A 26,456-nucleotide genomic window follows, 5' to 3' on the forward strand; every position below is an offset into this window, starting at 1 on the left:
CAGTATTGCATTTTTTAAATACATTTCAGACGCTTCATAATCTCCCTTATTAAGGCACAAAGAACCTAAATTATTATGTGCCTCGGCATACTCTGGATTGAGCTTAACCGCTTCCTTCAGACAACTAATCGCACGGTCATTATCGCCTTTAACAGAAAAAACAACCGCCGCATTGCTCCATGGATCAGAATAAAATTTATCAAGAGTAATCGCCTTAAAAAAATACGGCGACGCTTCTTCGTATCTGCCCGACTCTGAAAGCGCAACTCCCAAATTATTATGCCCCCGAGCTTTGTTGGGAGCGCGTTCAACAATATTCAACCAAAAAGAGACCGTCGATTCCCACACCAAATTACGAGAATATGCTGAAAATCCAAGCCCAATCATACACAAAAAACTAAATGCCATAGTTTGCGATCTGCGCGTAAAAACATTTGCAGAAAAAAGTTCATACTCACAAGCCAACTCATATAATTTGATAATCACAATGGCCATCCCAACAAAAATGCCAATCGACGCTAAGTATGATTTGTAATCACAAATCAATTCAGGAGATGGCATGATTGTGGAACGAGGAGCAACGGCTATCAAAAACCATGCCAAAGAAAAAGTATACATCGACAACTTATCTTTTACCCATCGATAAATCGCAAATGCAATCAACATCAATAATGCACACAAGGGCAAAATACAATCGGCCGAAAAAAAACTTTTAACCAGCACCCAATCATACTCAACACTCAACTTAAATGGGGCAAAATAAATAGCCAAATAATGTAAAATTACTTTAAATTCAGAAATCAAAAACTTCCACGGGGTAATCATCTGTGAATACGATCCACTCAGAACATTTCCACGATTATTTGCAACTGAAGCCTTCATGCCAACAATCTGCATAAAAAAATCAGGATTAATATATTTCATCAACGTGATTAAGACGACCAACCCAAGAACCAGATGAAAAAACCAATTTTTAAAAACTTTTTTCACATCACCTTTTGCAAAGAAAAACAAATCAACTAAAACAGAAAGAAGCGGCAAAACAATAACGATTTCTTTTGTTCCGCATGACACAAAGGCAACAAAAAGAGCGCACACTTGAAAAAAGTATTTTTTCCAAACAGTTTCTAGTTCAAAACTTTTAACCATTAACCATAAAACAACCAACACAAAAAGTGTCGCCATGCCTTCTAGTCGAGCTTGAATCACATATGAAACCGTTTGTGTTTGCACCGGATGCAATAAAAACAATCCCGTTGTTAACGCTGCTATCGCATCTGCATATTTTTTTAAAAATGATTTTTCAGACAATCGGCTAAACAACCGCCTAAATAAGACAAATACCATCAATCCTGTTGCGATATGCAAAAACACATTCACTAAGCGGTAATAAAAAGGATCAAAACCACCTCCACCATACCTGAAATACTCACCCATTTTATAATTCAAGCGATTCAAAACTTCCCCGACCCATCGTGAATACTTAAACAAATGATCGCCTAAATCAAAGAAACGAATTTCAAATTTTTTACTGATGTTTGCAAGGTCATCAAACTGAAATGGGTAGGAAAGCGAAGGATAATAAAACAAAAAAGTAAGCACCGAAAGAACTACCGGTGGAACAACACTCCAATACCACAATAAAGGGGTACCATTTTCTACAACTTTTTTTTGAGCCTGGTTGACTGAATTGTGTAAATCACTTTTTTTCATCTGCTGTTTACCGATATTCATTCTCGATCTCCATGCATCACGCAGTGTAAAACCCAACATTCAAAATTAATTGTTGGATGCCAATCGCGCATAATGTAATAAAAAATCACAAGAAGTAAACGATTACGCACTAATTGACCCTCTTTTAAAAGTCTTTTATGCTCAACGTATTCTTTTTAGCAATTATTAATGGTGTTTTATGAATCAAATTATTACCTTAATTGCGCTTATATTTCTTATTTCGTTTCCACACTATTTGCTTCTCTTCTCATTCAGCAATATGGTGAGCGCACTTATCGCAAAATTTTTTGGGGACAAAGAACCTGAACGCGAAGGTTTTTTAAGCTTTAATATTGATAATCATGTCAACATTGAAAACCTTGCTCTTTTTATTCTCATGATGTCTCTTGCAAGTAGCTTGCTCTACGGAGATGGCACTAATTCACTTGCGCGTTTTATGGTAATATTATTAAGCTCTTCGGCCGTATTTGAACCAAGAATAAACCCAGAAAACTATAAGAATAATTTTCATGCTGCACTTGCTATTTTAGGAAAACCACTTGGTCGTTTTTTCTATTCATTGATTTTGTTGATTATCATGCAGACTATTCCAATAAATATTGCCCTTGTTTCAACTTCTGGTACTTGGCAAAGCCTTATTTGGCTTTTTTTAGATCAAGGAGTTAATCTCAGCCTATATTTTGCGCTCGTAGAACTTCTCCCGTTTCCTCTTTTTGCTTCTGGAAAAATCATCGAAATGCTTATGACAGAAGAACAAAAAAAATCATTCGATTGGTTCTTTGAATATGGCAACATGGTATTTATGGCATTAATTATTCTTCCTGGTATTAGTTCTTTATATTTTATGTGGATGCACAAAAAAGCATTTATTATAAAACATCTTTTAAACAGTTTCATCATCGGAACCAGTAAAACAATCTCTCTTCTTTTTTCTTAATTTTGGCGAATAACTATGGAAAACAAAAAAATTTCTCCCCTTGAACAAGTAAAGCTTCTTTCAATCGGCGTCGATCGATTAGTTGACGCAGATTTATTATTAAAAAAATTACAAGAAAACCGTCCACTCAGAATTAAATTGGGATGCGATCCAACCGCTCCCGATCTTCACCTTGGCCACACAGTTGTTCTTTCCAAGCTTCGTCAATTTCAGGATCTTGGACATGAAGTAATTTTTTTGATTGGTGATTACACAACAAAAATCGGCGATCCTACCGGAAGGTCAAAAACTCGTCCTCAAATTTCAGACGAAGAAATTCGCTCAAACGCGACAACATACCTTGCTCAAGTTGCTCGCGTCTTGGATCCCAAAAAAACAACCGTCGTGTATAATTCTGAATGGCTATCAAAACTCACGTTTGCAGATGTCATTTCATTGTGTGGCAAAGTTACAGTTGCTCGCATGATTGAACGAGAAGATTTTAGAAAACGACTAGATGAACAACAACCAATCAGCATGCATGAATTACTCTACCCGCTCATGCAAGGATACGATTCAGTTGCACTTAATGCAGACGTTGAACTTGGCGGTACCGACCAAACATTTAACCTGCTTATGGGGCGACACCTCCAAAGTCACTACGGACAAGAAAGCCAAGTCATCATCACTCTTCCCCTCCTTGAAGGTCTTGATGGCGTACAAAAAATGTCAAAATCCTACGGGAATTATGTCGGATTATTCGAAACAGCAGAAAACGCTTTTGGCAAATTAATGTCGATTTCAGATGAATTGATGTTTAAGTACGCACAGCTCCTTTTACACACATCAAGCGAGATCCAAGAAAACCAAAAAGAATCAATTAAAAACGGATCATTGCACCCTATGAGGCTGAAAAAACAAATTGCCCATGACATCGTTGCGCGATTTTGGGGAGCATCAGAGGCTCAAAACGCGTTAAAGCAATTTGAAGAGCTTTTCCAGTCCAAAGATTATTCAAATGCGGAAGAAGTAGCTCTCTTAAAATCTAGTGAATATTGGATTGTCGATCTACTCAAAGAAATTGGGGCCATAAATTCATCATCAGATGCAAAACGAATGATAGAACAAGGTGCTGTAACGATTGATGGCGATGTTATTTCTGATTTTAAAGCAATTATCAACCCCACGTCTGGTATGATTATCAAAGTCGGTAAAAAGAAAATTATTAAAATAAAGTAGATGAGTTCTTTATGCGTATTTTAAATGTTTTAATTTTATTGTTATTTGCAGCAAACTGCTCGCTCGTGAAATGTATGGAGACTAAAGGCCCAACTCCGCCTTCTCGCAGGGCTGCTATCGCAGGAATCATAGCAGGTGCAGGCGCAAGCGCTGATACCGTTGCAACAACACCAGAAGTTACTGACAAAACTCCTACGATAATTACTTCATTCGGTGATATTTTTGCTAAAAAACTTTCATCGTGCGTGGTTCAACTGGGAGCTGCACTTTTTGAAGTTTCAGCACGAAACAAAGAGGATTGTCCGTATCCAGTCTCTCTTGCTTCATACGATTTTTACAGTTCATCTTTTTATGTACATGTAATTTGCAAAAATTATACAGAACTAACCCGTGACGAACAAAGACAATCATTACCTGTGCATAAAAATAGCGATGGTACATATTTTGTATTCGCAACTTTTACTATAAATGAATACGGGACTCTACTCGCAATAACACCCGATAAAATAGTTGTAAATCCTCAAAATCCAACCGGTCGACCTGATATTTATACTCACTCGAGAATCCCTACCGCCGAAGAGATTTGGGAAGAAATAAAAAGCACTGGTGCTTCATACACTATTCTGACTCATGCGTATTGGTCCCAACCAGAATCTGACATGCGTTATCATCGGCTTTGGTAAATGTTTTCAGCCTGGATATTAAAAATTCATATTTTCGTACTTTTTTGCTGTTTTTAGAGAAAACCAAAGGCATTTGATCGTCTTTGGTTTTTCCCGCTACTCTATGATTTATACAAACAAAACACGAATAAAGCTGACTTAAACATGAATATTTTTCCTAAGAACACTTATTTTTATTATTTTTTTATAGGAATGCTCAGCATTGCCACGCCTGTCTTTGGCGCTCCGGCAACAACCGCAACCGTTAGTGCATACAGCTTTGAAGTTAAGGTTCAAAAAACAACCAAGCTTCCTGTACCAAATAGCAAAATTTGGTTTGATGCAGACTTATTTTTATCTGATTTTGCAAAAACACAATCGTACGTTACTGTTCGTAGATTGGAAAACAATGAACTACAAAATTATTTAACTCACCTGCAAGAAACAGCCCGCGATTTGTTAAAAGTTAAAAACAACAGAAAAACAATCATTGACCAGACGGGAATCATCTTTTCTGGAGAAGAATCTTCTGCGGTGATAAAAACCATCCTAAGAAAATCAGATTCTCAACTACACGTTGCCATTACTGCGTACGTTCACACCGCAACTGATGCAGAAATAATCAAAGCAATTTGCAACTTATGTAACGCGCTATTTCCGCAGTTAACATTTATGCAAAAACACGGAGCTGTTGTGGGCACGTGTGCAGTTATCTGCCTTGGAGTTCTTGGCGTTAGTCAACGAAACGTAATAAGACGAAAAGCAGCTGAAATCAAACAGCACATGCCTCTCTATCGGCTTCTTGCAACTAAAAAATTAACAATACACAAAACCCCTAGCAATACCTTCTGCACAAAATGTAATACAAAAATATCTGGCTCATGTAGTTATAAAATTACTGGGGATTTTTATCCGGAAGATGCCTATTTTCACTCTTCATGCGCATTAGAGCTAATCCCTCTTATTAAAACTCTTATTAAAACTCTTATTAAAATAAAACAAGATAAATCAACCAGGTCAGAGTGCCCTATATGCACAGAAAGCGCTCCGTTATATCGTTTAAATAACAAAAACTGCGAAAAACACGATGGTTACCAATGCTTTAGTTGCTGGCTAACCCTGTATTTAAATTCTAAAAAACAAACCAATTATGAAATTGATTCAATTGATTCTAAAAATGGAAAGAAGCGCGGTTTTCTTCATACAGATGAAAATGGTTTGCCCGTAAGGGATGGGGATGGACAGCTAATAATTGATTGGATCATTCCATTTGCCTGCCCAATCTGCAGAGAAGAACCTTCAAAATGAACCTATCAAAACATCTTTTTACACTTATTCTTGTAATAACTTCACCATGTTTCCTTCACCCTCAAAAAAACTTCTCCGGAGTATACTCCCTTGAAGTTACACATAAAAAACTTACCAAGCTTCCAGAAACACCAGACCATTACACCCTTAGTTCGGCTACATTATTTGACCATTTTTCTGCTCCGCAGCCATCACAATCTTTGGTAAAGATCGATCCGGAAATCGAAAAATGCTCACAATTTTTTATAAAAGAATGCAAAAACTTGTTACTCGCCCGGCAAGTTCGCAGATCAATTATTGCAAGCGCAACACTTAACCTGCCTGATGAAAAAACGACACTTGGCATCAAGCTGGTTCTCAGAAAAGCTGACACTCAGCTGTTTGCCGCGATCACCATTTTAAGCACGGGGTCTGTCGACAAAAAAGTACTCACAGCAGTTGCCAATATGTGCAAATCACTGATTCCACAACTTTCATTTATGCAAAAACATTGGGGGAAAACACTCACGGGAGGCATAGCTACTATCGGCATAGCAAGTGCTATTATCTCTCGCTCAAAAACGTACCAAAAATGGTATCGAAGAAAATATTTAATAACCTTTAAAAAAACATCAACATCTGAAGACTCTTCAAATAAATGTCCAGTATGCCAAATGGAATTTGAAGAAAATGAAGAACAATGGTCAACCAAGGGATGTACATGCAAAAATAGCTACTGTCATAAAGAATGTATCTTACAAGCTGTTTTATCACAGGAAGACAACGTATGGGAAGTACAAACGACTGATGGCACAGCACGAATACCAAAACCAATCGACAATCCAAGATGTCCCGTGTGCAGAAATTAATCGTATAAAAAAGTACAAAAAAACCCGCCAGCGAAAACTGGCGGGGCTGACGGGGCTCGAACCCGCGACCTTCCGCGTGACAGGCGGACGCTCTAACCAAACTGAGCTACAGCCCCATGGCTCCCCGGGCAGGACTCGAACCTGCGACCCAACGATTAACAGTCGTTTGCTCTGCCGACTGAGCTACCGAGGAATACCGTAAAACCTGCGGCTATAAAAACCACAAGAATACGAACCAAAATTGCATTGCGAAATAAAAACGTGCTAAAAAATGGTGGGCGAAACAGGGCTCGAACCTGTGACCTCCTGCTTGTAAGGCAGATGCTCTACCAACTGAGCTATTCGCCCCCGGCCATCCAGCAACGGAATATGCTTTGAATGTTACGTCATTTTATGAAACAAGTCAAAAAGAAATCTAACTTATTTTAAAAAAGATTGTTTTTTTCATATCTTTCATAAAAAAGCAATTCAGCGTACTGCTTTTTTGTTCTCTTGCAACAACTGGCTTTAACATTTTAGATTCTGCCAAGAACAGCAAACCATCTCTCAGAAAAAAATATGAAAAAAATAATTCTTCTTTTTTTATTAATCTCTCATTCAATCCTTCCATTCATAAATATTCAAAAACCTAAATACAATTCAGCAAAAGAAGCACTGAGCGAAAAACTAATCAAACGACTCTCTCCGTTAGACTTCAACTCGCTCCTGCTGTCAAATATTCCAGAGCAAATCATAGAGCAAGCACAAAGCGTTCACCCAGTTGATGAGACATCAACCCCCGATGATTTTTTAAAAATATGGCCAATTAATGGAAAGACAGCATTTACCATCTTTTTGGATGAGCAAAACCTTGGTGAACATATCAAAAAATTTAGAAATAAATTCTTAGCTCCATTTTGGAATATTTTACAGCTCTCTCACCTCATGAAAACAGAACCTAAAGTTGGAAAAAAAAGCTCACGATACAAAACTCAACTTAACGAGCTACGGGCAATCTGGAATCAAATTCTTAAAGTAGTAAGCGAAGAAGAATTAACAAAAAAAATAGAATTTGCAAAAAAAGCCAATGACCTTTTATGTAAATTATACGCAGCACGAGTAACTTCATTTCTTTCAACACTCCCACCACTTACAAAAACACAACGGCTTATTCGCAAGCTTGATATCGTAGATTTTTTAAATAACTACAACATGGATCTTGTTTTTTCTCATCCAATACTTATTCGCATGAATGTTGTCGATCCAGAATCTGCTGAAAAAATACTTCTTCCGATCTACAAAGATATTAAAGATCTCTGGTTTTTACGGAGCATGAAAGCTCATTTTTGGCCTGCTCAAATACCGCTACGCGACGACTATCGCTTGCGCTTAAACGCCGCGTTCAAAGCACTTGATGTTCACTCCCATATCAAACAAATTATTAAACAAATGCGCGGCTTGACGATCAGATCGGCGCAAGAAGCTCTTGAACAAATTGTTTCAAGCGTAACCATTATCCCTGAAACAATTAATGATGTGACTCAAAAAGTCGGTCCATTCAAAGTACAATCAGACGAACTTACCAGTGCCGCTGAACCTATCTTGAAAAAACTTAATGAGCTCAAAGGAAGCGTTCACGCATTTGTTGAAAAAATGGAAGGACAGGCAGAACCCGTCAGCTCAAGCGCAAGTACTGTTGATGCTAGCATCCTAAAAGGACCCGCGCCCCTTCCGGTAACAACTGGAAATGCTCAATTCACGATGGGACAACCCGTTACGACATCTCCCCAAGACGAATCTATCACAGCACCAGTCCCCGCTCCTGTTCTAGCGCCAGCAGTATCACCAGAACCACAAACAACGAGCACGCCGCCAGAAAGTCCATTACCCGCAAAAATACTTCCCTCAACCCCTCAACCCATGAAACTTGTAGTAAAATAAAAAAAAGAAAGGTTTTTTATGAAAAACGTATTTGGTATTATCGCTCTTTGCGCATCAATGACTTTAATTACTGCACAACCAGCAGTAAGCGCTGAAACTCTCATTTCACAGGGAAAAAACATCATCAACAATTTTGCTGAACCAAAAGCAATTTTAGACGCTCTCAACCAGCTCAAGGCAGGAATCTCGTTTAACACCCCATCTATGACTGAAATTCTTAACAAATTAAAAATCAGCTCGTCAGAATCTGCTGAAGCTGTTTTAGAGACTCCATACCTTAATGACAACAAAACAAACTCTATTGTAAACTGGAGCCGAAGATATGAAGAAAACAAGGCTGAATACACACAAGCAGAAGAATCGTCAGCGCTTGCTCAAATTATGACCCAACTCAAAACAATCAGCGATACACAAGATGAGGCTGCAGACCTTTCAGCAAGACTAAAAACCGCATTTGATTCAAAATAATCGCGATTTTAACAATAATTTTTACAAAAAATCACAGTTAAAGTATCATTAAAAAATCTTGTTTTTCTTAAAAAACTGAGCTTTTTGTGAAAATAACCAAACAAAAAAAAACTACCGAAAAAACTGGTGAGCTCCTTTTTGGAGCTCATTCCATTATCGAAGCCCTCAAGGCAAAACGTCGTAAACTTATTTCTATTTACACCACAGATCCAACCCCGAAATCATGGGATAGAATTAAACCATTCTTGCCAAAATCCGTACCAAACATCCAATACGTAAATACAAACGTGCTCAGCAGTATGGCAGAAGGTGGAAAACACATGGGCGTTGTTGCTTGGTTTTCACCATTTCCATACAGATCAAAAATGTTCTCACCAGAAACACATCCTTTTATCGTGATTCTTGATGGCGTTCAAGACGTTCAAAACCTTGGGGCTATTCTTCGATCAGCTCATTGTGTTGGCGTTAATGGTGTGATTTTAAGTGCAACGCACTCAGCTCCCCTCACCGGTGGGGCACACAAAGCTTCCGCAGGGCTTGCAGAACACGTAGAAATTAAAATTGCACCTTCAGCAAAACAAGCAATCGCCGAAGCAAAACAAGCTGGCTACACCATTTGCCTTGCTGTGGTAAACGGTGGAAAAAATGCGATGGAAGTTTCATACCAAAAACCAATCTGCTTGGTTATCGGAAACGAAGAACTCGGTATTTCACAAGACTTGCGGAATGAGGGATTAAAAATTTCTCTCCCTCAAAAAAGCTCCGACATTTCATTCAACGCTTCGGTTGCTGCTGGAATTTTGATGTTTGTTATTCAAAACAAACAATAATTAAATCCTACATCACATTAAGATTATTGCCCCTCTTGCGGTAAATTCACTACGGTCAAAGTAGTAGAAAAAACCATCATGAGGGGCGTTACTTTTATGAGTAGACATAATTTTGAAAAAAAAAAACAAACACTTTCCGCACTACTCAAGGGTCAGGCTCTTAAACGAATTGTACGATCTGTACAACTACCTCTTTTTTTTCTATCGTTCTGTTTTCTCGCTTTAAAATCTATCCCTTTTTTTGAATCTGCCTTTGAATCTGTCTCAAATGCTATTTCCATTCACAATCCAGGATACGAATGTTCATTCATAAATTTAGAATCACCTGAGACAATTGCTTCGATTAATGAAGAAATAACAAAACAAACAGATTCTTTTTCTCTTTTCACCGGAACTGAAAGGCTCTCTAAAAACCTGCTAAAAAAAATACCTCTCATTGAAACAATTACCTGTTCTCTTGACAGACACAATAAACTTCATTTCGTAATTACGGGCAAAGGAGAGAAGGCGTTGCCTGTTGATCACACAACAGCTCAACCTATACAGGAATTAATGCCTATGCAGGTGCCACAGCACCATACCACTCTGATAAAAAACAATAAAAAGTCATCCAAAGATTTTTTATCTGTTTTTGATGAGATGGATACATTTTTACGCTCAACGTGCGCTATTCATACTTATCCACAAAGCACACCCTTTAAAGACCATTATATTGACGCTCTTGCACCTTTTTCAGACAAAAAAAATTCTTCTTTTTTGCAACCATTTCAAAATGAGGTGAAGTCAGAGCTTATTTCACGCCAAGGAGAACTTGTATGAAAAATCTTATCACAGGAAAGGTTTTTACCGCTATTGATATTGGCACCACCAAGATTTGTGTTGTTATTTGCACGGTAAATGAAGCCCTCCAACTAGAAATTCTTGGAATTGGAACCCACCCTTCGTATGGGATTAAAAAAGGAATTATTGTTAATATCAATATGACTGCCCATGCTATAAAAAAAGCGGTTGATGAAGCATGCACTCAAGCTGGCTTTTCAATTGATGGAGCAACGGTTGGGATCTCTGGATGCCACATCCAATCGTTTAACTCTATTGGTGTAATTCAAGTTCAAAATAATGAAGTATCTCAAGAAGATATCGATCGCGTAATTGCTATAGCCAAAGACATTCCTCTTTCTGAAGACCGTGAAATTATTCACATTATTCCTCAATATTTTAGAGTTGATGGACAAGAAGTTGTTGAAGAATCTCACGGAATGCATGGATCTAGACTAGAAGCACAAATTCACATCGTTACCGGATCGATTTCTTCTGTAAAAAATATTATTAAAGCATGTGAACTTGCTGGAATAACCGCGAATGACATCACCCTGGAACCAATCGCCTCAGCAGAAGCTGTTCTTTCACCCTCAGAAAAAGAACTGGGTGTTGGAATCTTAGACATTGGCGGCGGAACTGCCGACTTTGCAGTCTATAAAAATGGAAAAATAACTCATTCAAAAATAATTCCAATCGCTGGTAGCCACTTTACCAACGATCTTGCTATCGGGCTTGAAGTACCAATTCATGTTGCTGAAAAAATTAAACAAGAGCATGGCTGCGTATTTTCGGCCGCTCCATTGCTTCTTCAAACTGATATCGAAATTGTTGATGATGCTGAACATATCAAAAAAACCGTTTCCTTAGAAAAAATTTATACCATTTTAAATGCTCGCGCGGCAGAAATGTACGACCTTCTCACCGATGAAATATTAAAGCACAATCTTCGTCCACAGCTTGCATCTGGAATTGTTATCACCGGAGGAGGAGCACTCCTCAAAGGCATGCGAGAACTTGCAGTAGACCAAATGCGTCTTCCTGTGCGCGTCGGACGACCCCATATTTATTATGGATCTCCACTCAGAGGAAAATTACCAGAAGCTCTGCAAACTCCTATCCATTCAACGGTGTATGGAATTATCATGTGTGCAATTCAAGAAAACAATTCACACTTTGAACGACATGCAAACGACACTCTTTCATCGAGAATCTTCAAACAAATGAAGAGCTGGTTGTACGATTTCCTATGAACAAGCTTCTTTCATGAAAAGGATTTTTTATGTCGATTGATAACAACAATAACCTAAAACTGAGCGCAACGCTCAAAGTTATCGGTGTTGGCGGTGCTGGTTGCAACGCTGTAAACAGCATGATTTCAGATAGTGATTGCACGGAAGTTGAGTTCATTGTTACAAACACTGACGCACAAGCACTGGAACTTTCAAAAGCTCCTATAAAAATCCAGATCGGAACAAAAATTAGTAAAGGCCTTGGCGCTGGATCTAATCCAGAAATTGGACGCAGGGCTGCCGAAGAAGATCTTGATGCTATTTTAAAATGCCTTGAAGGCACTGAAATGGTATTTATCACCGCAGGACTTGGTGGCGGAACTGGATCTGGGGCTGCTTCAGTTATTGCTCAAGCAGCAAAAGAACGTGGCATTCTAACTCTGGCAATTGTTACAAAACCCTTCGCGTTTGAAGGCCGCAGAAGAATGAAGCAAGCAGAAGACGCTGCAAGCATCCTCAAGGATTCCGTTGATACTCTTTTGATTGTTCCTAATCAAAAATTGTTAGAATTTGTTGATCCAAAAATCTCCATGCTTGATGCTTTTGCATTCTCAAACAGCATTCTCAAACAAGCGATCAAAGGAATTAGTGACATCATCAAAAAACCCGGCTTAATCAACGTAGATTTTGCGGACGTAAGAACTGTCATGAAAGATATGGGAATGGCCGTCATGGGCACAGGAAGAGCTTCTGGCGAAGGAAGAGCACGAAATGCTGCTATGCAAGCGATTAGCTCACCAATCCTTGAAAACGGAAGTATTGAAGGCGCTCGTGGCATCTTGCTCAATATCACAGGAAACAATTCTTTGGGGCTACAGGAAATTCATGAAGCTGCAAGTATTGTTCATGATTTGGTAAGCGAAGATGCTAATATTATTCTTGGTTCAGTCATCGATGAAGAAGTTGGTGATGATATTATTGTTACCGTTATTGCAACCGGATTTGACGAAGAAGCAATGAAAATTCAACAACCATACAATCGTCAAATGCACTCAGCTATCAACCCTCCGCACCGAACTCCGCTACAACAAAAACCAATGCCTCAGCCTATTCATCGACAAACCGACACTCAAAATTCACCATTCTCTGGAACAGACAACCTAGATACCCCAACATTTATGAGAAAAAAAGAATTCGAACAATAAATCACAAAAGGGGCTGCATTTAGCAGCCCCTTTTATTACACGATATATTTTCTTACAAAAGCAGCAATTGCTTTCTGAAATCGCATTCGGTCAACTCTTTGTAAATATGTTAAGTACTTACAATGCTTCAATCCCAATCTGAATGTTAGCTTTTTACTTTTTATATTTTTTCGCACCTGTGTATTTTTATGTACAACAGAACGCTTCCAAGCCCAATTGTGGCCACCGGTTTCCATATCTAAAAACTGCACCGTTTTTGAATATTTTTTTTGCTGACCAAATGCTTGAGCTAGCAATTCCCTGTTTTTAAAATAAACAACTCTATCATTCCGATTCGAAACAATTAAGGTCGGCAATGTAGATGCAAAATCTCCATTTTTCACCTGCTGCAAGGGTGATGATCCAAACGGGTTATACGAAGGAGCATACAATAAGTTAAATCCAATTCGAGCAAATAAATCTCCTGCCCAACGACCAACTTTTGCCATCGTAGAAACTGCGCTCAAATCAGCGTATGGGGCCAATAAAACTAACCCCCTTACGTTGTAAGCTAAATTTTTGTGATAGGAAAATAATGATAATAATGTTGCACTTCCATTCGAATGGCCAACACATAAAATCGGTAATCCCGAAACAGCATGTCCTTGAAGTGTTTTGGATACACCCTTCCCCTGAACCTTATCAATCAAAAATTCCAAATGCAAACGAGCTTGATAGACATCACTTTCCTGTGAAAACGTTTGAACATCTTTTGTTTGAATAAATCCAGGATGATATACCAAATAACTCATTCCACGCAAACCAGGAGCCATCCGATGAACAAATTCATTCCAAGAATCTTGACCTGAAAATGAATTAAATCCCAAAAAACCATGTGCAAAAAAAACAACAAATTGCGGCGCCATTCCATCTGGCCCAACTTTATGCACAACAGCTTTTTGTTCAATTTGATTCTCAACATACACTTTTATTTTTTGATATTGCCTGTGCGAAACGCCAAGAAATCGTCCCCATAAAAATACTATCCCCACAAGAACTGCGAGCACTAAAATAAATCGCAAATAATTCATCGTATCACCACAATATTTCCTTAGTAATCAATAACAGCAGAAGACAATGAACCAAACAATCCTAACTGTGCAGAACGCGGCTTAAGCAAGTGCTCCGACACAAAATGAGTTACATCTTGCCTCAGTTTTTCGCGATCTTCTTTTTTCGACTTTACACTAAAAGATCCATGTGCCCCCAAATCAAAAGGATGCGCATGAAACAAACTGCCAAATTCATGCTCTTTAAAAAGAGACTCAAAGGCTACATAATTTTGATCAAACGAAATAACTGGATCATTTTTTGCATGAATAAGAAACACTGGCATCCGAGGAAACAAACCCTCTTTGAGATAATCAATTGGAGCTCGCTTTGAACCATCATATCGCGTACCAATTACAAGCGGGACTCTATCAACAAGGGCTGAGGATCCCCCTTGCAAAGAAACCTTATGAATCATATTTGTTTTTCTAATATCGGCATATGGCGCATACAACAGCGCCCCAAAAATCTTTTTACTTAATTCTGGATAAGATCCCAAAAGACTTATGATTGTTGCAGCACCATTTGAATGCCCCGCAATGATCACAGGCAACCCAAAAAACGTTGATTGTGGATTTGCAACTCTTTCAAGCACCTTATCCAAATGCAGCTTGATCTGATTAATATCACTTTCCTGAGCAAACGATGTATACAAAGGCCCAACTTTTAATAATGGATGAACGGCAACATATTTAAAAGCTTCTAAAAAAGGAGCTACATGTCGAGAAAACCTATCACTTGCATATCTTTTTGTTGGTAGATACGGACGATATCCATGCGCAAAAAAAACAATAAACTGTGGTCGTTCATTTGTTGTCATATTTTTATAGGAGTATAAAAAACGATCATCGTAACCAGCTTCCCACTGATGCAACGCAAAAGCTTTTATTTCTTCTGCTGTATTTGCATGAATTTTTTTTATTTTTTGAGATACAGCATCCCTTAGAATCCTTGCGCGACTAGATGCTGCAGTACCTAGCGCGCCAGCTTTTTTGATAAATCGATTACTGGAATTTTCAATTAACTCAACGCCAGCAGCGCTTACAGTCAAAAAATAGTTATTAAACACCGCAGAAACAAACATAAAAAAAATAATGTTTTTTAATTTTTTATTCACAAAAAAACCCTTGCGATCCAGAGATATCAGTTCTAGGATAGCGCTTTGCAGGGCGCAGCTTCAAGTTCAACGGTTTTTCATGGAATCAAAAAGGCTTTTGATAAATTTTATAAAATCATTCAACATTCAAAGCTTTTTGGCTAAGAGCATCATAAAAAAGACAAAATTCGATTAATGCTTGCTTGAATGCTTTATTATCAATTGTATTATCAGCCCCCACGTATGGATTTTCAGATAAAAACACCTTAAAGTTCTGATATTTTTGTACAATCTCAGGATCGAACAATTCAGAACCCCACTCAAGCAAATAATCACAATTCTTAAGGATTTGATCAAATTTTTTAATATAATCTTTTTTCATGATTCTGAATGAATATGCCCCCAAAAGAGCCCCTACCAATGCCCCTGTCAGAAAACCATTTCTTTTTAGATGAAAAGAACTCGGTTGCTGAGCGACAAAACCAAAACCAATTACCCCAAACATCAAAGGTATAAATCCAAAACACGCCAAGTAGTCAGTAACAGCAATACCAAAAAAGGCCTGAAATATATCATTTGGCGTCCATACGGTATAAGATTCGATAGTATCAAAATCACTCAGTACAAAAACTACATAATTAATATTTCTGTATAAAAACAAATGGATCAACACGTCACGCTCTTGATCGGTAACATTTGCAAAACATATCATCAAATATTGTGTAAGCCTTGAACTTGGATGGTTTATTGAAGTCATTCCATTTCTTGCTAAAAACGAATTGCTCAAACGATCTTCATAAATCTTATCTGAATTCAAAACAGCTTTAACTTCCTCAAAACAAAGTCCTTTTATCCCAGTGCGACCATATAAACGCATATTTTCCGCCACATCATCTTGACCAGATGAGGTTGTTGAAGCATAAAGGGCACCTTTTTTGCCTACAGTAGAAGAAAAAACGGCAAATAAGAGTATAAATAAGAAAAAATTACGATTCATCAGAAAACACGATAAAAATAGGCTTTTTTATAATAAAAACATAATTTTTAAAAAATAACACCGCCCTATAATCAGAGGGCATTGTTACGCATTTTTATCAATTTTTTATAAAAATAACATTACACAGGGATAATTTTTTTTCTAAAATTTTTGTTCTTAGTTGAATTATACCCTTTTTCTTGTTCGGCTAACGCAAAAATTAATTGACGATCATTTTCTGTGACCACAACATGCATGTGAGCCTCGGTAAGAGCCACAGGATACCCAAACCCCTTTTTCACCTGATCGGATAAACTGAAAAAAAGCCGTTCAAAAAGGTCCTTATGCTCAAAGATCCATAAAGGAAACTCCAATTTTACAACATCTTCTCCCATCTTGAGATATACAAAAACCGGCATATCTAAACCAGAAAGCTCGTGTCCAAATAACTCATTTTTTTTATACCCAAGAACCGGGGAAATCTCACCTTGGCTCATACTCTGAGACAACAAATCAACATCTGTTCCCTCAGAAAACTCAACCGCAGTTGCCCACAAAAGAGACCGTGGACTGCTCGTGTACCAACACACAGGAATGCTCTTTTCACGAATTATTTTTAACAGTTCCACGTATTTTTTCATAACAAATTGCTGAACTGCAGCGTTTTTAAGCATTAACCCCTGGGGAACCATCGAGCCATCAAACAACAAAAAACCAAATAAAGCCCCTGGTTTTTGCAAAAAACGACCTACGCCACACTCTATTTCACGTAAAAAGCGGATACAATCGATTATTTCTGGACCAAAAACAAGATTCGGAGCCTGGTTGCAAAACTCTTCTTGAACAATAAACTCAGTTGTTATAAATAAATCCGCAAACCCGTTGTCTTTTTCATATAAAAGCTGAATACCTCCAACATTAATAATGGCGGTATCTCCCCCAAATAACTGCGGATCTGGATATACCTGAGAGCCATCAACGCCCCAGACTAAATATTCTTCAACCGATTTATTTTTTAATGATGAAAAAGAAGATCCTTCTGCAATCACGCAATACTGAGAACCAATAAAATCACCAACCTGCAAGCCGGCAAAAAGTTTTTGCAAGGCTGGAACAAAAAAACGACGTACAGATTGTTCGCGTTGTCGCAAACCACCTGTACGTCGAATAATTTCTTGAGCTATTTTTTTATGATCGAGCACATTTTTCCTAAATTAAAAATCATACCCCATTCGCACATACAATCCATATGCAGGATCTCGACCCAATCCATTATTAGTTACGACAACAGATTGAGACGGAACGCCACTGGTTGATTGTACAAATTGGTTTTTAACAACTGCCGAGTTAATATTTGGTTTACCAGCAGTATCACCATACAATGTTCCAGGGAAAAATGCACCCGCACGAACACTCAATTCGCAATCGCGAGTCACTTTATAATTAACAACCATATCAAGCTCTACACCCAAGAAAGAACTTGCTCGAGTTGTTTCTTGCCATCCAACAATTCCAGTGGAAGACGCTGAAGCTCGAATAGAGTCATTATCTCCAACAAATCCAGGCTGAGCTGCTGTTTTATTCCATTTCAACGGCGGACGAGGCATACCACAGAAAAACATTGCGGTTGCAACTGAAAGTTTTTCTTTCTGTGCAAGAGGACGCCATGTTCCCCCAAATCCAAACAACATTAAATTTGTTGCACAATCACTGTCGTTATACGTTGTTAAACCATTCAAATCAAAATCTACAGGACGCGGAATTACTCCAGCACTAAACATAACTAACGGACTACACCACATACCCCTGTATCCCCAATCTCGCAAAGGTAAAAAACCTTTAAAGACTTTGTCTTTTCGACCATCTGTTGCAGTTTGTGCTTCACGCAGCGTTGCAAAATCACCCATCTGTGCATGATACTGACCAACGGTGTCGTTATACGGATAATCTCCTCCAGAGAAATAAGCAATCGCCATCGCAGGTTCTAACGAATATTCTTCCATCTGATATTTCATATCAAACATGAACATGCTTCCACCAAGCTTAATTTTGTACCCAGGATGATATTCTGTGACCGTTGTTCGCGTATCAATCCATGGTAAAACATCTTGATATCCATGCTGCGTTGCCATTTCTAAATTGCAACTGAGCTGTCCCACGGCAACATCAATCATCGTTCCAAAAGTTGTAAAACTTATAGGCGAATCAGAAGGCGATTCGACTGTTTGACGTTGCGATTTATAGTAGACCATATATGGCTCTAATCGAACGCTAGAATCTTTTGCAGGCTCGGTTAAATAGGCCATAGAAAATGAAAACAAATGTCTACCATGCGCACCCTTATCATCCATATCAACAATATGTTGATTACGACTTACATCCTGAACATACACAGATGCATTTTCGCTCACAAATGGACTGTAATAAAAATCCCACGAAAGATGCTGTGATGGAATTTCAGCATGCAGCAAAACACCTGGAGCATATTTAGGCATATAATTTTGAACATTTTGTCGCGAAAAACCCATGTAGGTAACACCGCCATAGGAGCGATCACCCATCGAAATACCACGACCAACACAATACGGGAAGAATCCAGCCTTAACCGACACTGGCATCGTATCAAAAGCCGATGTAAGCGTTTCTAAGTTAAACTTAAACCATGCTTCATCAATGGCTAAAGTCACCGGAGGATTAATAAAATCTTGCTTCATTGGGGCATCATAAATACCAAACTTTTTTGTAAAAACTGAACGCCAAAACAATGTTGCGCCAGCAATTAACGATGCTTCTGCAATTGGAGTTCCATTGAATTCTTTTTTTCCAAAATTTGATTGCACTCCCAACTTTATTCTTTGACGCCATTGATTAACCTGATCATCAATATTTTTTGTCAAACGAACTCCATTGCGCACTTTATACATGTCAATTTTAGTGTTTCCGCCAACATACAATTCCATGTCTTTTTCTTGGATCGGAACCAGGAGCTTGAATGTATCATTTTTCTGAAAATTACTTACTAAATCAAACGCATTTCCAACCGAAGAATTTTTTTCATCAGCCGTAACTGGACTAGCCTGCACCACTCCCAAAAAAACAACTGCTGCACCAAGCAACACACCTTTTTTTATTATTCGAATCATTTTCTATCCTTGCTGCAGTTTGTTTTTGTATCAAAACAAACATAATTGCATCTACCACCACAACAACGCGGTAAATATCACAATCTTTAAATGCTACGCAAGAAAAAAGCCCCGATTTTAATCGAGGCTTTTAAAAAGATCTTAAATAATTTATCCAGCTATTTGCTTAATAAATTCGACAAACAATCGAACACCTGCTCCGGTTGCTCCAGATCCAACATAGCTGACGCCAGGAACACCATCTGCAACACCAGCAATATCCAAGTGTGCCCATCGCGCATTTTTTACAAAATGACGTAAATAAACACCGCCAATAATAGTACCTGCGTAATAATTTTTCTTACCACTATTTGCAATGTCTGCAACATCAGATTTTACACCTTCGTTGTACACTTCATCAAACGGTAAGCGCCAAACTTTATCACCAACAAATTTACCAATCTTAAAAAGTTGATCCGCCAAAGCATCATCATCGGTCATCATACCTGCATAAAAAGTACCCAACGCATGTGAGCATGCTCCTGTTAATGTTGCAATATCAATCATAAAATCTGGCTTGAAAAACTGTTCTGCATAACAAAGTGCATCACCAAGAATCAATCGACCTTCAGCATCTGTATTTTCGATTTCTGAAGTCACGCCGTTCATATGAACAATAATATCATCTTGTCGTGATGCAGCACCATCCGGCATATTTTCCGTTAATGGAGTAATACCAACAACATTCACCGCAGGTTTTAGTTGCGCAATAATTTGCATCGCCCCAAAAACCGCAGCCGCTCCTGACATGTCATATTTCATTCCAGTCATGTAGTTTGCTGGTTTTAAACTGACACCACCAGTATCAAACGTAATTCCCTTGCCGACCAATGCGATTGTTTGTGTAGCACCAGGAGCAGAGTATTCCATCGTTACAAACTTAAATGGTTGAGCAGAGCCAGCACCTACAGCCAACAGTCCACCCATCCCAAGCTCTAGTGCTCGCTCTTTTCCAAAACAGGTATATGAAAGACCATACTGATCTGCTATTTTACGAGCTTCTTCAGCTAAATAAGTTGGCGTTGCAATATTTGCAGGAGCATCTGCATATCGACGAATTTTGTTGATCGCTTGAGCAATAATTGTACCATCAGAAATTGCTTGCGACTCATCAAATCCACAGAATACAAATTGAACGTTCCATGATTTTTTTTCTTTTTTAATGTCTTTGTAATCATCGAAAACATATGTTGCCATTGTTGCAACAATTGTTGCTTGTTGCGCTACCTGCGCAGATGTCATACCAAAATCACTTCCACCAGAAAGACCAAGTGAAACAATTTTTGCATCAATTTTTTTTGCAAATTTTACAACATTACCAAGCGCATTTCGAAATACTTCAAAATCAAGCAATCCTGAACTATTTTTTTTACCAAGTCCAACAAGAACCATATAAAAAGGTTGATCCGCAGACACTGTTGAAAGTGAAACAAAATCACCCTTTTTTCCAGTAAATTTATGTGCATTCAAAAGAACTTCAGGATTTTTGAAATGTTCATTCAACTGCGCCTGAAAACGACTTTCTATCGATGCATTTTCTGCAACAAAAAGAACTTTAACATCCGCAGCAACATCTGCCACATTTTTAACAGACCCCACACATGAAATCATATATCATCCTCTCTAACTAGAGCCAAGCATTGCTTGCACTGCCTCAAAACCCAACATCGCACATCGACGCCGACCATGCGATATCTCTCTTGACTCAAGCATATCCAAAAGATTTTCTTCCGTTAATGCCAAAACATTCAAGACCTGCATGCCTTTTATATTGCACAAAAAAATCGATGTTGCCGCACGACACAGCATACAACCTTCTGCACTAAATCCAACTGCAGAAATAATACCATCGACAAGATGCAAAGAAACTGTCACAGCATCACCACATGACATATTTTTTATTGTTTTTTGATGTGATGGAGAATGTAATAACTCGTAAAATCGAGGATTTTTGGCATGATCCACGAGCAATCTATTATCTATAAGCGCCATTACAATTCTCGCAATCGCGCAATTGCGTCTGCAATTTCTGAACACAACTGTACAACCTCATGTTCAGTTGTATACCAATACATACTCACCCGTAACGCAGCACTACAATTTAAATAATCAAACAATGGATGAGCACACATTTTCCCAGCTCGAACGTAGACTTTTTTTGCACTCAATATCTCTGCAATATCATGCGCATGAAGCCCATCTACAAGAAAAGAAACCAAATGGCCGTCGGATTGTAACAACGCTTCATTTCCTAAAACAGTAACACCTGGAATTGTTTTTAAAAAAATAATGAATTGAGCCATAAGACGAACTATACGCTTATACTCAATATCAACATCAATAGTGGGTATTACTTTTTTTAAAACCTCTCCGAATGAAATAATAGCAGCAACTGGAGGAGTTCCAGATTCTAGGAAAAAGGGCATCTTTTTATACATCGGTGTATCATTAAAAAAATAATCTAATGCACCGCCACCAACAAACGCTGGTGAAAGCTGAGAATGAATACGCTTGTTTACAAACAAAACACCAACACCCTGTGGCCCAAGCATTTTATGAGCAGAGAATGCATAAAAATCAGCATCCATTTTTTTTAGATCTATTGAATAAAAAGGCGCTTGCTGAGCTCCATCAACAACAACGATAATTCCAAGCGAATGAGCCCTTGATATCAAATCATACAATTCCTGTTGATCTTTCCAAATCGGACCAAGAACATTTGAATACGCAGAAACAACAAGAACCTTTGTTTTTGGAGTAAAAACAAAATCTTTTTGATCGAACAAATATGTTTCTTTATCAAATTTTGCCCACGAAATAGTTGCCGTTTTTCGTCTTGCGGCCTCTATCCATGGTAAACAACTTGAATGATGCTCTGCGATTGAGATGATAATTTCATCTCCTTCTTTCAGATTCTTTTCTGCCCAAGAGAGCGCTGCGATATTAAATCCAGCTGTTGCGCCAGAAGTAAAAACAATTTCAGATCTATCAGCATTCATTTTTTTCGCGATAAATTGTCTAACATTTTCAAAATTTTGAGTCGCCTGACTTCCGGCAAAATGAGAACTTCTATGAACAATATCAGTTGCAAAGGATGCTATTTTTTGCTCAGTTGCAGCAAGCAAATCTGGCTTTAAAGAAGTTGCCGCACTATCAAAAAAAAGCTCTTTATCATTTTTTGAAAAAAAAGAAAAAAAATGACGAATCAGTTCGCTCACAAAATCCCCTCACCATTACATTTTACTATTTCACCAGTAAAAAACCCTTATAAAAAAATAATATCATCAAAAGTCTCAAATCCAAAATTCAACCCATAGAATAAAGAAAACCTAAAAAAGACTAAAAATGCTTAAAAACCGCCCTCTTTAAAAATTTCTAACCGACTCAAACTCTTTTCCATTTGACACAAGTCATGCAAAAAAGGCTTTTTTTAATAAAATTTATCTTTTTTTACACAATATCCCCATCAATCGGCAAACTCCTTTAAACTAGGGGTAAGAGAGTAAAAAATTATTAATACGAATATTGAATCAAAAATGAAAAATTTTAGGTATTTATACTTATTTTTAGCATTTGCTGCGATTTTTGCCCCGGGCGAAAGTCGATGCGATGATATAAAAATAATTCCTATTCCTAAAAATCAAGTTTGCCTCAAGACAGTTCAAAATGGTTACTCGCCAATCGAAAAAACTGTATTAAAAGCTATTTTTGAAGAATACGATCTTCTAGAAAACCTTAATAAAACACTTTTTAATACAGCTATTTTAAAAAAACCAGAAGACACCCGGGTGATCTTGGATCAACTCCCAATGCACCTTGGATCTGGTTCTCGCGGCGCTGTCTTACTTAAAAGTGATCCTCGGAAAAAAATTCCCTACACCTATTTCAACCGCGGCAGCAATGAGCTTGTTGTAATCGGAGGCGGTTTTGCAAATCCCCGCGAAATGCTTGCCCCACTGTTAGGGATCTTTGTCGACTATGACGTTGTTATTTTTGATCACATTGGACACGGACTAGACTATAGCACATCGTATATTCCTGGCTGGATACTCAAAAAAATGCTTGATATTGATTTCACCGCACTTGAGGGCGGACAGCAGGAAGAAGATGAAATTTTAAGTATTACTGAATACTTTAAAACTAAAAAAACATATAAAAACGTCTATGGCGTGGGATTTTGTTATTCAACGGGATTATTTATTCGAACTGCTGCCAACAATCCAGGATTATTTAAAAAATTAATTCTTGATGGTGCCTGGGAAAATGGCCAGGCTCTTATGAATAGATTTGCTGAAAAGCCAGAGCTTTTTTATGACCCACAAAGAGGAAATCCATCAGAAACAACAATGTCTTGGCGAACATATCTTTTATACCGTGCGTATATGTACCTCAGTAAAACAACACTTATGCAACGACATATTCGAGGAAGTGCTGCAAACCTAAACCATAACCAAGAAGCACTCAAAAAATTAGAAAACACGCCTATTTTGTATGTTCATGGATCAAATGATTTGGTTATTTCTAGCAAACAATTTAATGGCGTTTGGGAACATAAAGCCGGAAAAAAAACCGCAATCATAACAGATGCAAGGCACCTACAAAATCACATTAAATACAAGCAACTTTTTTCCTGGTCCGCAAATTGCTTTCTAGATCTTGGACCAGATGCACTTGAATACTCCTTGCAATCACCAGAAAAACTTAAACAAACATATTCGCTTCTTGAGCAGGTAAAAGAAAATAAGCAGCTCAGTAAAAAAAGATAATTTACCAAACTGCTTATTTATAAAAAACGATCAATTATTTATTTTACACGCGCGCCATTTGGCATCTTGCAAGAAAGAAGAAGTGTCGAAAACCGTGTATCACTATCATCAACCCCCACAAGCATACCTTGCGATAGTTCTCCACCCATCTTACGTTCGGGTAAATTACATACAAAAACAGCCTGCAACCCAATGAGTTCTTCCGGCTTTAAATACTGAGCTATCCCAGAAACAATCTGACGTTTTCCTCTTGGACCAAAATCAACCTGTAATTTTAATAATTTTTTTGAATTTACCATCGCAACGCATTCAAGAATGGTTCCAACAAGCATTTCAACTTTTGCAAAATCATCAATAGTGATGGCACTCGCCTCAGCAACTACCGGAGCCACCACCGCTGTTTGAGCAGATGCAACGGGCTGAGCAACTTCTGGCTGTGCTGGTTGAGCAACTTCAATTCGAGGGAACAATGTTGATGAAAGCATTGTCAATTTAAATGTCTTATTCCATGTCATCTTGCGTAATTGTTCTGTAGCATCAGACCCAACCAGAATCGGTTGATTAATACCCAATGCCGCAAAAACTAATTTCATTTTTTCAGGCATAACTGGCCACAACAAGGTCGAAACAACCTGTAAACCATGACACGTCATTGAGATAATTTCAAAAAAACGTTTTGTATCTGTTTTTACAATTTTCCATGGCTGCTGCTCGTGAAGATATGCATTGAGCTCTGCAATAAATTTCCAAATTGCAGCCATTGCCAAATGATAGTTATAGTGAGCCATCTCATCACAAACCGACGCGATACACTCATGAGCCTTCTCTCGTAAAACAACCCCATCATTTTCCAGGCTTTCCATTCCTGGGACAACAGCCCCATTGTTAGCAAGCGCGAGAGATAAAACACGATTAACCAAATTACCAAAACTATTTGATAAATCTGCATTAACAACAGTTAACAATTGATCCAGGCTCACATTTGCATCTTGAGCAAATGACGTATATCGCATCAAAAAGTACCGTATCGCTTCAGCGCCATAGGTATCTGCAAGCACCATTGGATCGAGTACATTGCCACGCGATTTTGACATCTTTGTATCACCCACCAAAATGTATGAATGTACAAGTAATTTTTTTGGACAAGGTAAATTTACTGCCATCAAGAAGGCTGGCCAATATACCGCATGAAACCTAACAATATCTTTTCCCATGATATGCAAGTCTGCAGGCCACCATTTTACAAGCAATTCTGAATCCTCAGCAGAGTTACCACCAAAACCAACCGCACTTATATAATTTGTCAGTGCGTCACCCCAAACATACACGGTATGCTGAGAATCTCCTGGAAATGGAATCCCCCAGGTAACGGTTTTTCGTGAAATACTTAAATCCTTAAGCCCACCTTTAACAAACTCTATGACCTCATTAAATTTTTCTTTTGGTTGAATAAAATTTGGATTTGCCGCATAAAACTCAAGCAACTTATCGGCATATGCCGAAAGTCTAAAAAAGTAATTCTCTTCTTGAACCACCTGCAATGATCGTCCGCACGATGGGCATAACGGCGCCTGACCATCAACATCTCCAGCAACAAAGGTTTCATCTGGAACGCAATAAAATCCTTGGTACGTTGATTTATAAACATCATCTGATGCCATTAAACGCTCAATCAATTCTACAACAGCTTTTTCATGAGCCTTGTCTGTTGTTCGAATAAACTTTGTATACTCAATTCCATACCGCTGCCATGCCGCCTTAAACGGAGGAATCATCGAATCAACAAACTGCTGGGGTTTTTGACCTAACTGTTCTGCTTTTTCAGCAATCTTTTGACCATGCTCATCTGTTCCTGTCAAAAAAAAGACCTCTTTTCCGCGAAGAGCATTCCATCGGCACGCAACATCTGCAATAACCGTTGTGTACAAGGTTCCCAAATGAGGCGCTGCATTCACATAATAAATCGGAGTCGTACAATAAAATTTATTTTTAGCCATGTCAGAATTCTTAATTTGATAAAAAACAATCGATATTACAAAGTTTATAACAAATCCCTACTCTATCAAGACTCTACACTCATCGTTTCTTGCACAATCAAAACGGTTCCTGGCATTTTGTTTGCATAAGCCTAACCCTTGTATGCAAAAATTATGGGAGACAATTTCA

Annotated in this window: 22 protein-coding genes and 3 tRNA genes; 12 read left to right on the forward strand and 13 right to left on the reverse strand. The window is 38.1% G+C overall.

The features are described 5' to 3' along the window. The coding region (locus FJ366_00005; GenBank protein MBM3893976.1) for a tetratricopeptide repeat protein at positions 1-1,773 on the reverse strand (1,773 nt) is incomplete at its 3' end. Between the two features lie 139 nt (positions 1,774-1,912). Here FJ366_00005 and FJ366_00010 point away from each other — a divergent pair. The 5 genes from FJ366_00010 to FJ366_00030 all read left to right on the forward strand — a co-directional run bounded on the left by FJ366_00010 (position 1,913) and on the right by FJ366_00030 (position 6,707). After that, positions 1,913-2,671, forward strand: a complete 759-nt coding sequence (locus tag FJ366_00010) for a hypothetical protein (protein MBM3893977.1) — start codon at positions 1,913-1,915, stop codon at positions 2,669-2,671. A 15-nt stretch (positions 2,672-2,686) separates the two neighbouring features. Further along, positions 2,687-3,889, forward strand: a complete 1,203-nt coding sequence (locus FJ366_00015; protein MBM3893978.1) for a tyrosine--tRNA ligase — start codon at positions 2,687-2,689, stop codon at positions 3,887-3,889. A gap of 11 nt (positions 3,890-3,900) precedes the next feature. Further along, on the forward strand, positions 3,901-4,572 hold the full coding sequence (locus FJ366_00020) for a hypothetical protein (protein ID MBM3893979.1): 672 nt from the start codon (positions 3,901-3,903) through the stop codon (positions 4,570-4,572). Positions 4,573-4,716: 144 nt separating this feature from the next. Then, positions 4,717-5,859 carry a hypothetical protein gene (locus FJ366_00025; GenBank protein ID MBM3893980.1) on the forward strand — a complete coding sequence of 381 codons (1,143 nt, stop codon included), beginning with the start codon at positions 4,717-4,719 and terminating at the stop codon, positions 5,857-5,859. Further along, complete coding sequence (locus tag FJ366_00030; protein ID MBM3893981.1) at positions 5,856-6,707, forward strand: hypothetical protein; 852 nt, start codon at positions 5,856-5,858, stop codon at positions 6,705-6,707. The genes FJ366_00025 and FJ366_00030 overlap by 4 nt, the downstream gene beginning before the upstream one ends. 38 nt (positions 6,708-6,745) lie before the next feature. On the opposite strand, the gene FJ366_00035 is transcribed toward FJ366_00030, so the two are convergent. From FJ366_00035 to FJ366_00045, 3 genes are all read right to left on the reverse strand, one after another. Next, positions 6,746-6,823 (reverse strand) — tRNA-Asp (locus FJ366_00035). Between the two features lies 1 nt (position 6,824). Beyond that, a tRNA-Asn gene (locus tag FJ366_00040) sits at positions 6,825-6,900 on the reverse strand. Between the two features lie 79 nt (positions 6,901-6,979). Then, a tRNA-Val gene (locus tag FJ366_00045) sits at positions 6,980-7,055 on the reverse strand. Between the two features lie 210 nt (positions 7,056-7,265). Between FJ366_00045 and FJ366_00050 the strand changes: the two genes are divergently transcribed. The 6 genes from FJ366_00050 (at position 7,266) to ftsZ (ending at position 13,181) form a co-directional block, all read left to right on the forward strand. Then, positions 7,266-8,627, forward strand: coding sequence for a hypothetical protein (locus FJ366_00050; protein ID MBM3893982.1), 1,362 nt, complete (start codon positions 7,266-7,268; stop codon positions 8,625-8,627). An 18-nt stretch (positions 8,628-8,645) separates the two neighbouring features. Next, positions 8,646-9,095 (forward strand): hypothetical protein, encoded by a 450-nt coding sequence (locus FJ366_00055; protein ID MBM3893983.1) that lies wholly within the window; start codon positions 8,646-8,648, stop codon positions 9,093-9,095. Between the two features lie 86 nt (positions 9,096-9,181). After that, positions 9,182-9,925, forward strand: a complete 744-nt coding sequence (locus FJ366_00060) for an RNA methyltransferase (protein ID MBM3893984.1) — start codon at positions 9,182-9,184, stop codon at positions 9,923-9,925. A gap of 96 nt (positions 9,926-10,021) precedes the next feature. Continuing rightward, positions 10,022-10,744, forward strand: a complete 723-nt coding sequence (locus tag FJ366_00065; GenBank protein MBM3893985.1) for a hypothetical protein — start codon at positions 10,022-10,024, stop codon at positions 10,742-10,744. Further along, complete coding sequence (gene ftsA, locus FJ366_00070) at positions 10,741-11,997, forward strand: cell division protein FtsA (protein ID MBM3893986.1); 1,257 nt, start codon at positions 10,741-10,743, stop codon at positions 11,995-11,997. Before FJ366_00065 ends, ftsA begins: the two co-directional genes overlap by 4 nt. 29 nt (positions 11,998-12,026) lie before the next feature. After that, positions 12,027-13,181, forward strand: coding sequence for a cell division protein FtsZ (gene ftsZ / locus FJ366_00075; protein ID MBM3893987.1), 1,155 nt, complete (start codon positions 12,027-12,029; stop codon positions 13,179-13,181). Between the two features lie 35 nt (positions 13,182-13,216). On the opposite strand, the gene FJ366_00080 is transcribed toward ftsZ, so the two are convergent. From FJ366_00080 to FJ366_00115, 8 genes are all read right to left on the reverse strand, one after another. Next, entirely contained in the window at positions 13,217-14,251 is a 1,035-nt protein-coding gene (locus FJ366_00080; GenBank protein ID MBM3893988.1) for a hypothetical protein, read from the reverse strand. A 20-nt stretch (positions 14,252-14,271) separates the two neighbouring features. Next, a complete protein-coding gene (locus FJ366_00085) occupies positions 14,272-15,387 on the reverse strand; it encodes a hypothetical protein (protein MBM3893989.1) in 1,116 nt (371 codons plus the stop codon). A gap of 115 nt (positions 15,388-15,502) precedes the next feature. Further along, entirely contained in the window at positions 15,503-16,363 is an 861-nt protein-coding gene (locus FJ366_00090; protein MBM3893990.1) for a hypothetical protein, read from the reverse strand. A gap of 119 nt (positions 16,364-16,482) precedes the next feature. Beyond that, positions 16,483-17,544, reverse strand: a complete 1,062-nt coding sequence (locus FJ366_00095; GenBank protein ID MBM3893991.1) for a DNA double-strand break repair nuclease NurA — start codon at positions 17,542-17,544, stop codon at positions 16,483-16,485. Between the two features lie 12 nt (positions 17,545-17,556). After that, a complete protein-coding gene (locus tag FJ366_00100) occupies positions 17,557-19,485 on the reverse strand; it encodes a hypothetical protein (GenBank protein MBM3893992.1) in 1,929 nt (642 codons plus the stop codon). A gap of 150 nt (positions 19,486-19,635) precedes the next feature. After that, entirely contained in the window at positions 19,636-21,135 is a 1,500-nt protein-coding gene (locus tag FJ366_00105; protein MBM3893993.1) for a leucyl aminopeptidase family protein, read from the reverse strand. Positions 21,136-21,147: 12 nt separating this feature from the next. Further along, positions 21,148-21,516 (reverse strand): iron-sulfur cluster assembly scaffold protein, encoded by a 369-nt coding sequence (locus FJ366_00110; protein ID MBM3893994.1) that lies wholly within the window; start codon positions 21,514-21,516, stop codon positions 21,148-21,150. Beyond that, positions 21,516-22,742 carry an aminotransferase class V-fold PLP-dependent enzyme gene (locus FJ366_00115; GenBank protein ID MBM3893995.1) on the reverse strand — a complete coding sequence of 409 codons (1,227 nt, stop codon included), beginning with the start codon at positions 22,740-22,742 and terminating at the stop codon, positions 21,516-21,518. The genes FJ366_00110 and FJ366_00115 overlap by 1 nt, the downstream gene beginning before the upstream one ends. Before the next feature lie 318 nt (positions 22,743-23,060). On the opposite strand from FJ366_00115, the gene FJ366_00120 reads away from it, so the two are divergent. Then, positions 23,061-24,290 (forward strand): alpha/beta hydrolase, encoded by a 1,230-nt coding sequence (locus tag FJ366_00120; GenBank protein MBM3893996.1) that lies wholly within the window; start codon positions 23,061-23,063, stop codon positions 24,288-24,290. A gap of 38 nt (positions 24,291-24,328) precedes the next feature. On the opposite strand, the gene metG is transcribed toward FJ366_00120, so the two are convergent. Further along, positions 24,329-26,287 (reverse strand): methionine--tRNA ligase, encoded by a 1,959-nt coding sequence (metG, locus tag FJ366_00125; protein MBM3893997.1) that lies wholly within the window; start codon positions 26,285-26,287, stop codon positions 24,329-24,331. Between the last annotated feature and the right edge of the window lie 169 nt (positions 26,288-26,456).

The sequence above is a fragment of the Candidatus Dependentiae bacterium genome, assembly GCA_016871815.1.
Classification (GTDB): domain Bacteria; phylum Babelota; class Babeliae; order Babelales.

What these genes read in the sequence shown, in the direction of transcription:
- FJ366_00050 (MBM3893982.1), top strand. Translation starts at nt 7,266, where the DNA reads ATGAAAAAAATAATTCTTCTTTTTTTATTAATCTCTCATTCAATCCTT.
- FJ366_00055 (MBM3893983.1), top strand. Translation starts at nt 8,646, where the DNA reads ATGAAAAACGTATTTGGTATTATCGCTCTTTGCGCATCAATGACTTTA.
- FJ366_00025 (MBM3893980.1), top strand. Translation starts at nt 4,717, where the DNA reads ATGAATATTTTTCCTAAGAACACTTATTTTTATTATTTTTTTATAGGA.
- FJ366_00110 (MBM3893994.1), bottom strand. Translation starts at nt 21,516, where the DNA reads ATGGCGCTTATAGATAATAGATTGCTCGTGGATCATGCCAAAAATCCT.
- FJ366_00010 (MBM3893977.1), top strand. Translation starts at nt 1,913, where the DNA reads ATGAATCAAATTATTACCTTAATTGCGCTTATATTTCTTATTTCGTTT.
- metG (MBM3893997.1), bottom strand. Translation starts at nt 26,287, where the DNA reads ATGGCTAAAAATAAATTTTATTGTACGACTCCGATTTATTATGTGAAT.
- FJ366_00100 (MBM3893992.1), bottom strand. Translation starts at nt 19,485, where the DNA reads ATGATTCGAATAATAAAAAAAGGTGTGTTGCTTGGTGCAGCAGTTGTT.
- FJ366_00065 (MBM3893985.1), top strand. Translation starts at nt 10,022, where the DNA reads ATGAGTAGACATAATTTTGAAAAAAAAAAACAAACACTTTCCGCACTA.
- FJ366_00015 (MBM3893978.1), top strand. Translation starts at nt 2,687, where the DNA reads ATGGAAAACAAAAAAATTTCTCCCCTTGAACAAGTAAAGCTTCTTTCA.
- FJ366_00080 (MBM3893988.1), bottom strand. Translation starts at nt 14,251, where the DNA reads ATGAATTATTTGCGATTTATTTTAGTGCTCGCAGTTCTTGTGGGGATA.
- FJ366_00030 (MBM3893981.1), top strand. Translation starts at nt 5,856, where the DNA reads ATGAACCTATCAAAACATCTTTTTACACTTATTCTTGTAATAACTTCA.
- ftsA (MBM3893986.1), top strand. Translation starts at nt 10,741, where the DNA reads ATGAAAAATCTTATCACAGGAAAGGTTTTTACCGCTATTGATATTGGC.
- FJ366_00105 (MBM3893993.1), bottom strand. Translation starts at nt 21,135, where the DNA reads ATGATTTCATGTGTGGGGTCTGTTAAAAATGTGGCAGATGTTGCTGCG.
- FJ366_00090 (MBM3893990.1), bottom strand. Translation starts at nt 16,363, where the DNA reads ATGAATCGTAATTTTTTCTTATTTATACTCTTATTTGCCGTTTTTTCT.
- ftsZ (MBM3893987.1), top strand. Translation starts at nt 12,027, where the DNA reads ATGTCGATTGATAACAACAATAACCTAAAACTGAGCGCAACGCTCAAA.
- FJ366_00120 (MBM3893996.1), top strand. Translation starts at nt 23,061, where the DNA reads ATGAAAAATTTTAGGTATTTATACTTATTTTTAGCATTTGCTGCGATT.
- FJ366_00020 (MBM3893979.1), top strand. Translation starts at nt 3,901, where the DNA reads ATGCGTATTTTAAATGTTTTAATTTTATTGTTATTTGCAGCAAACTGC.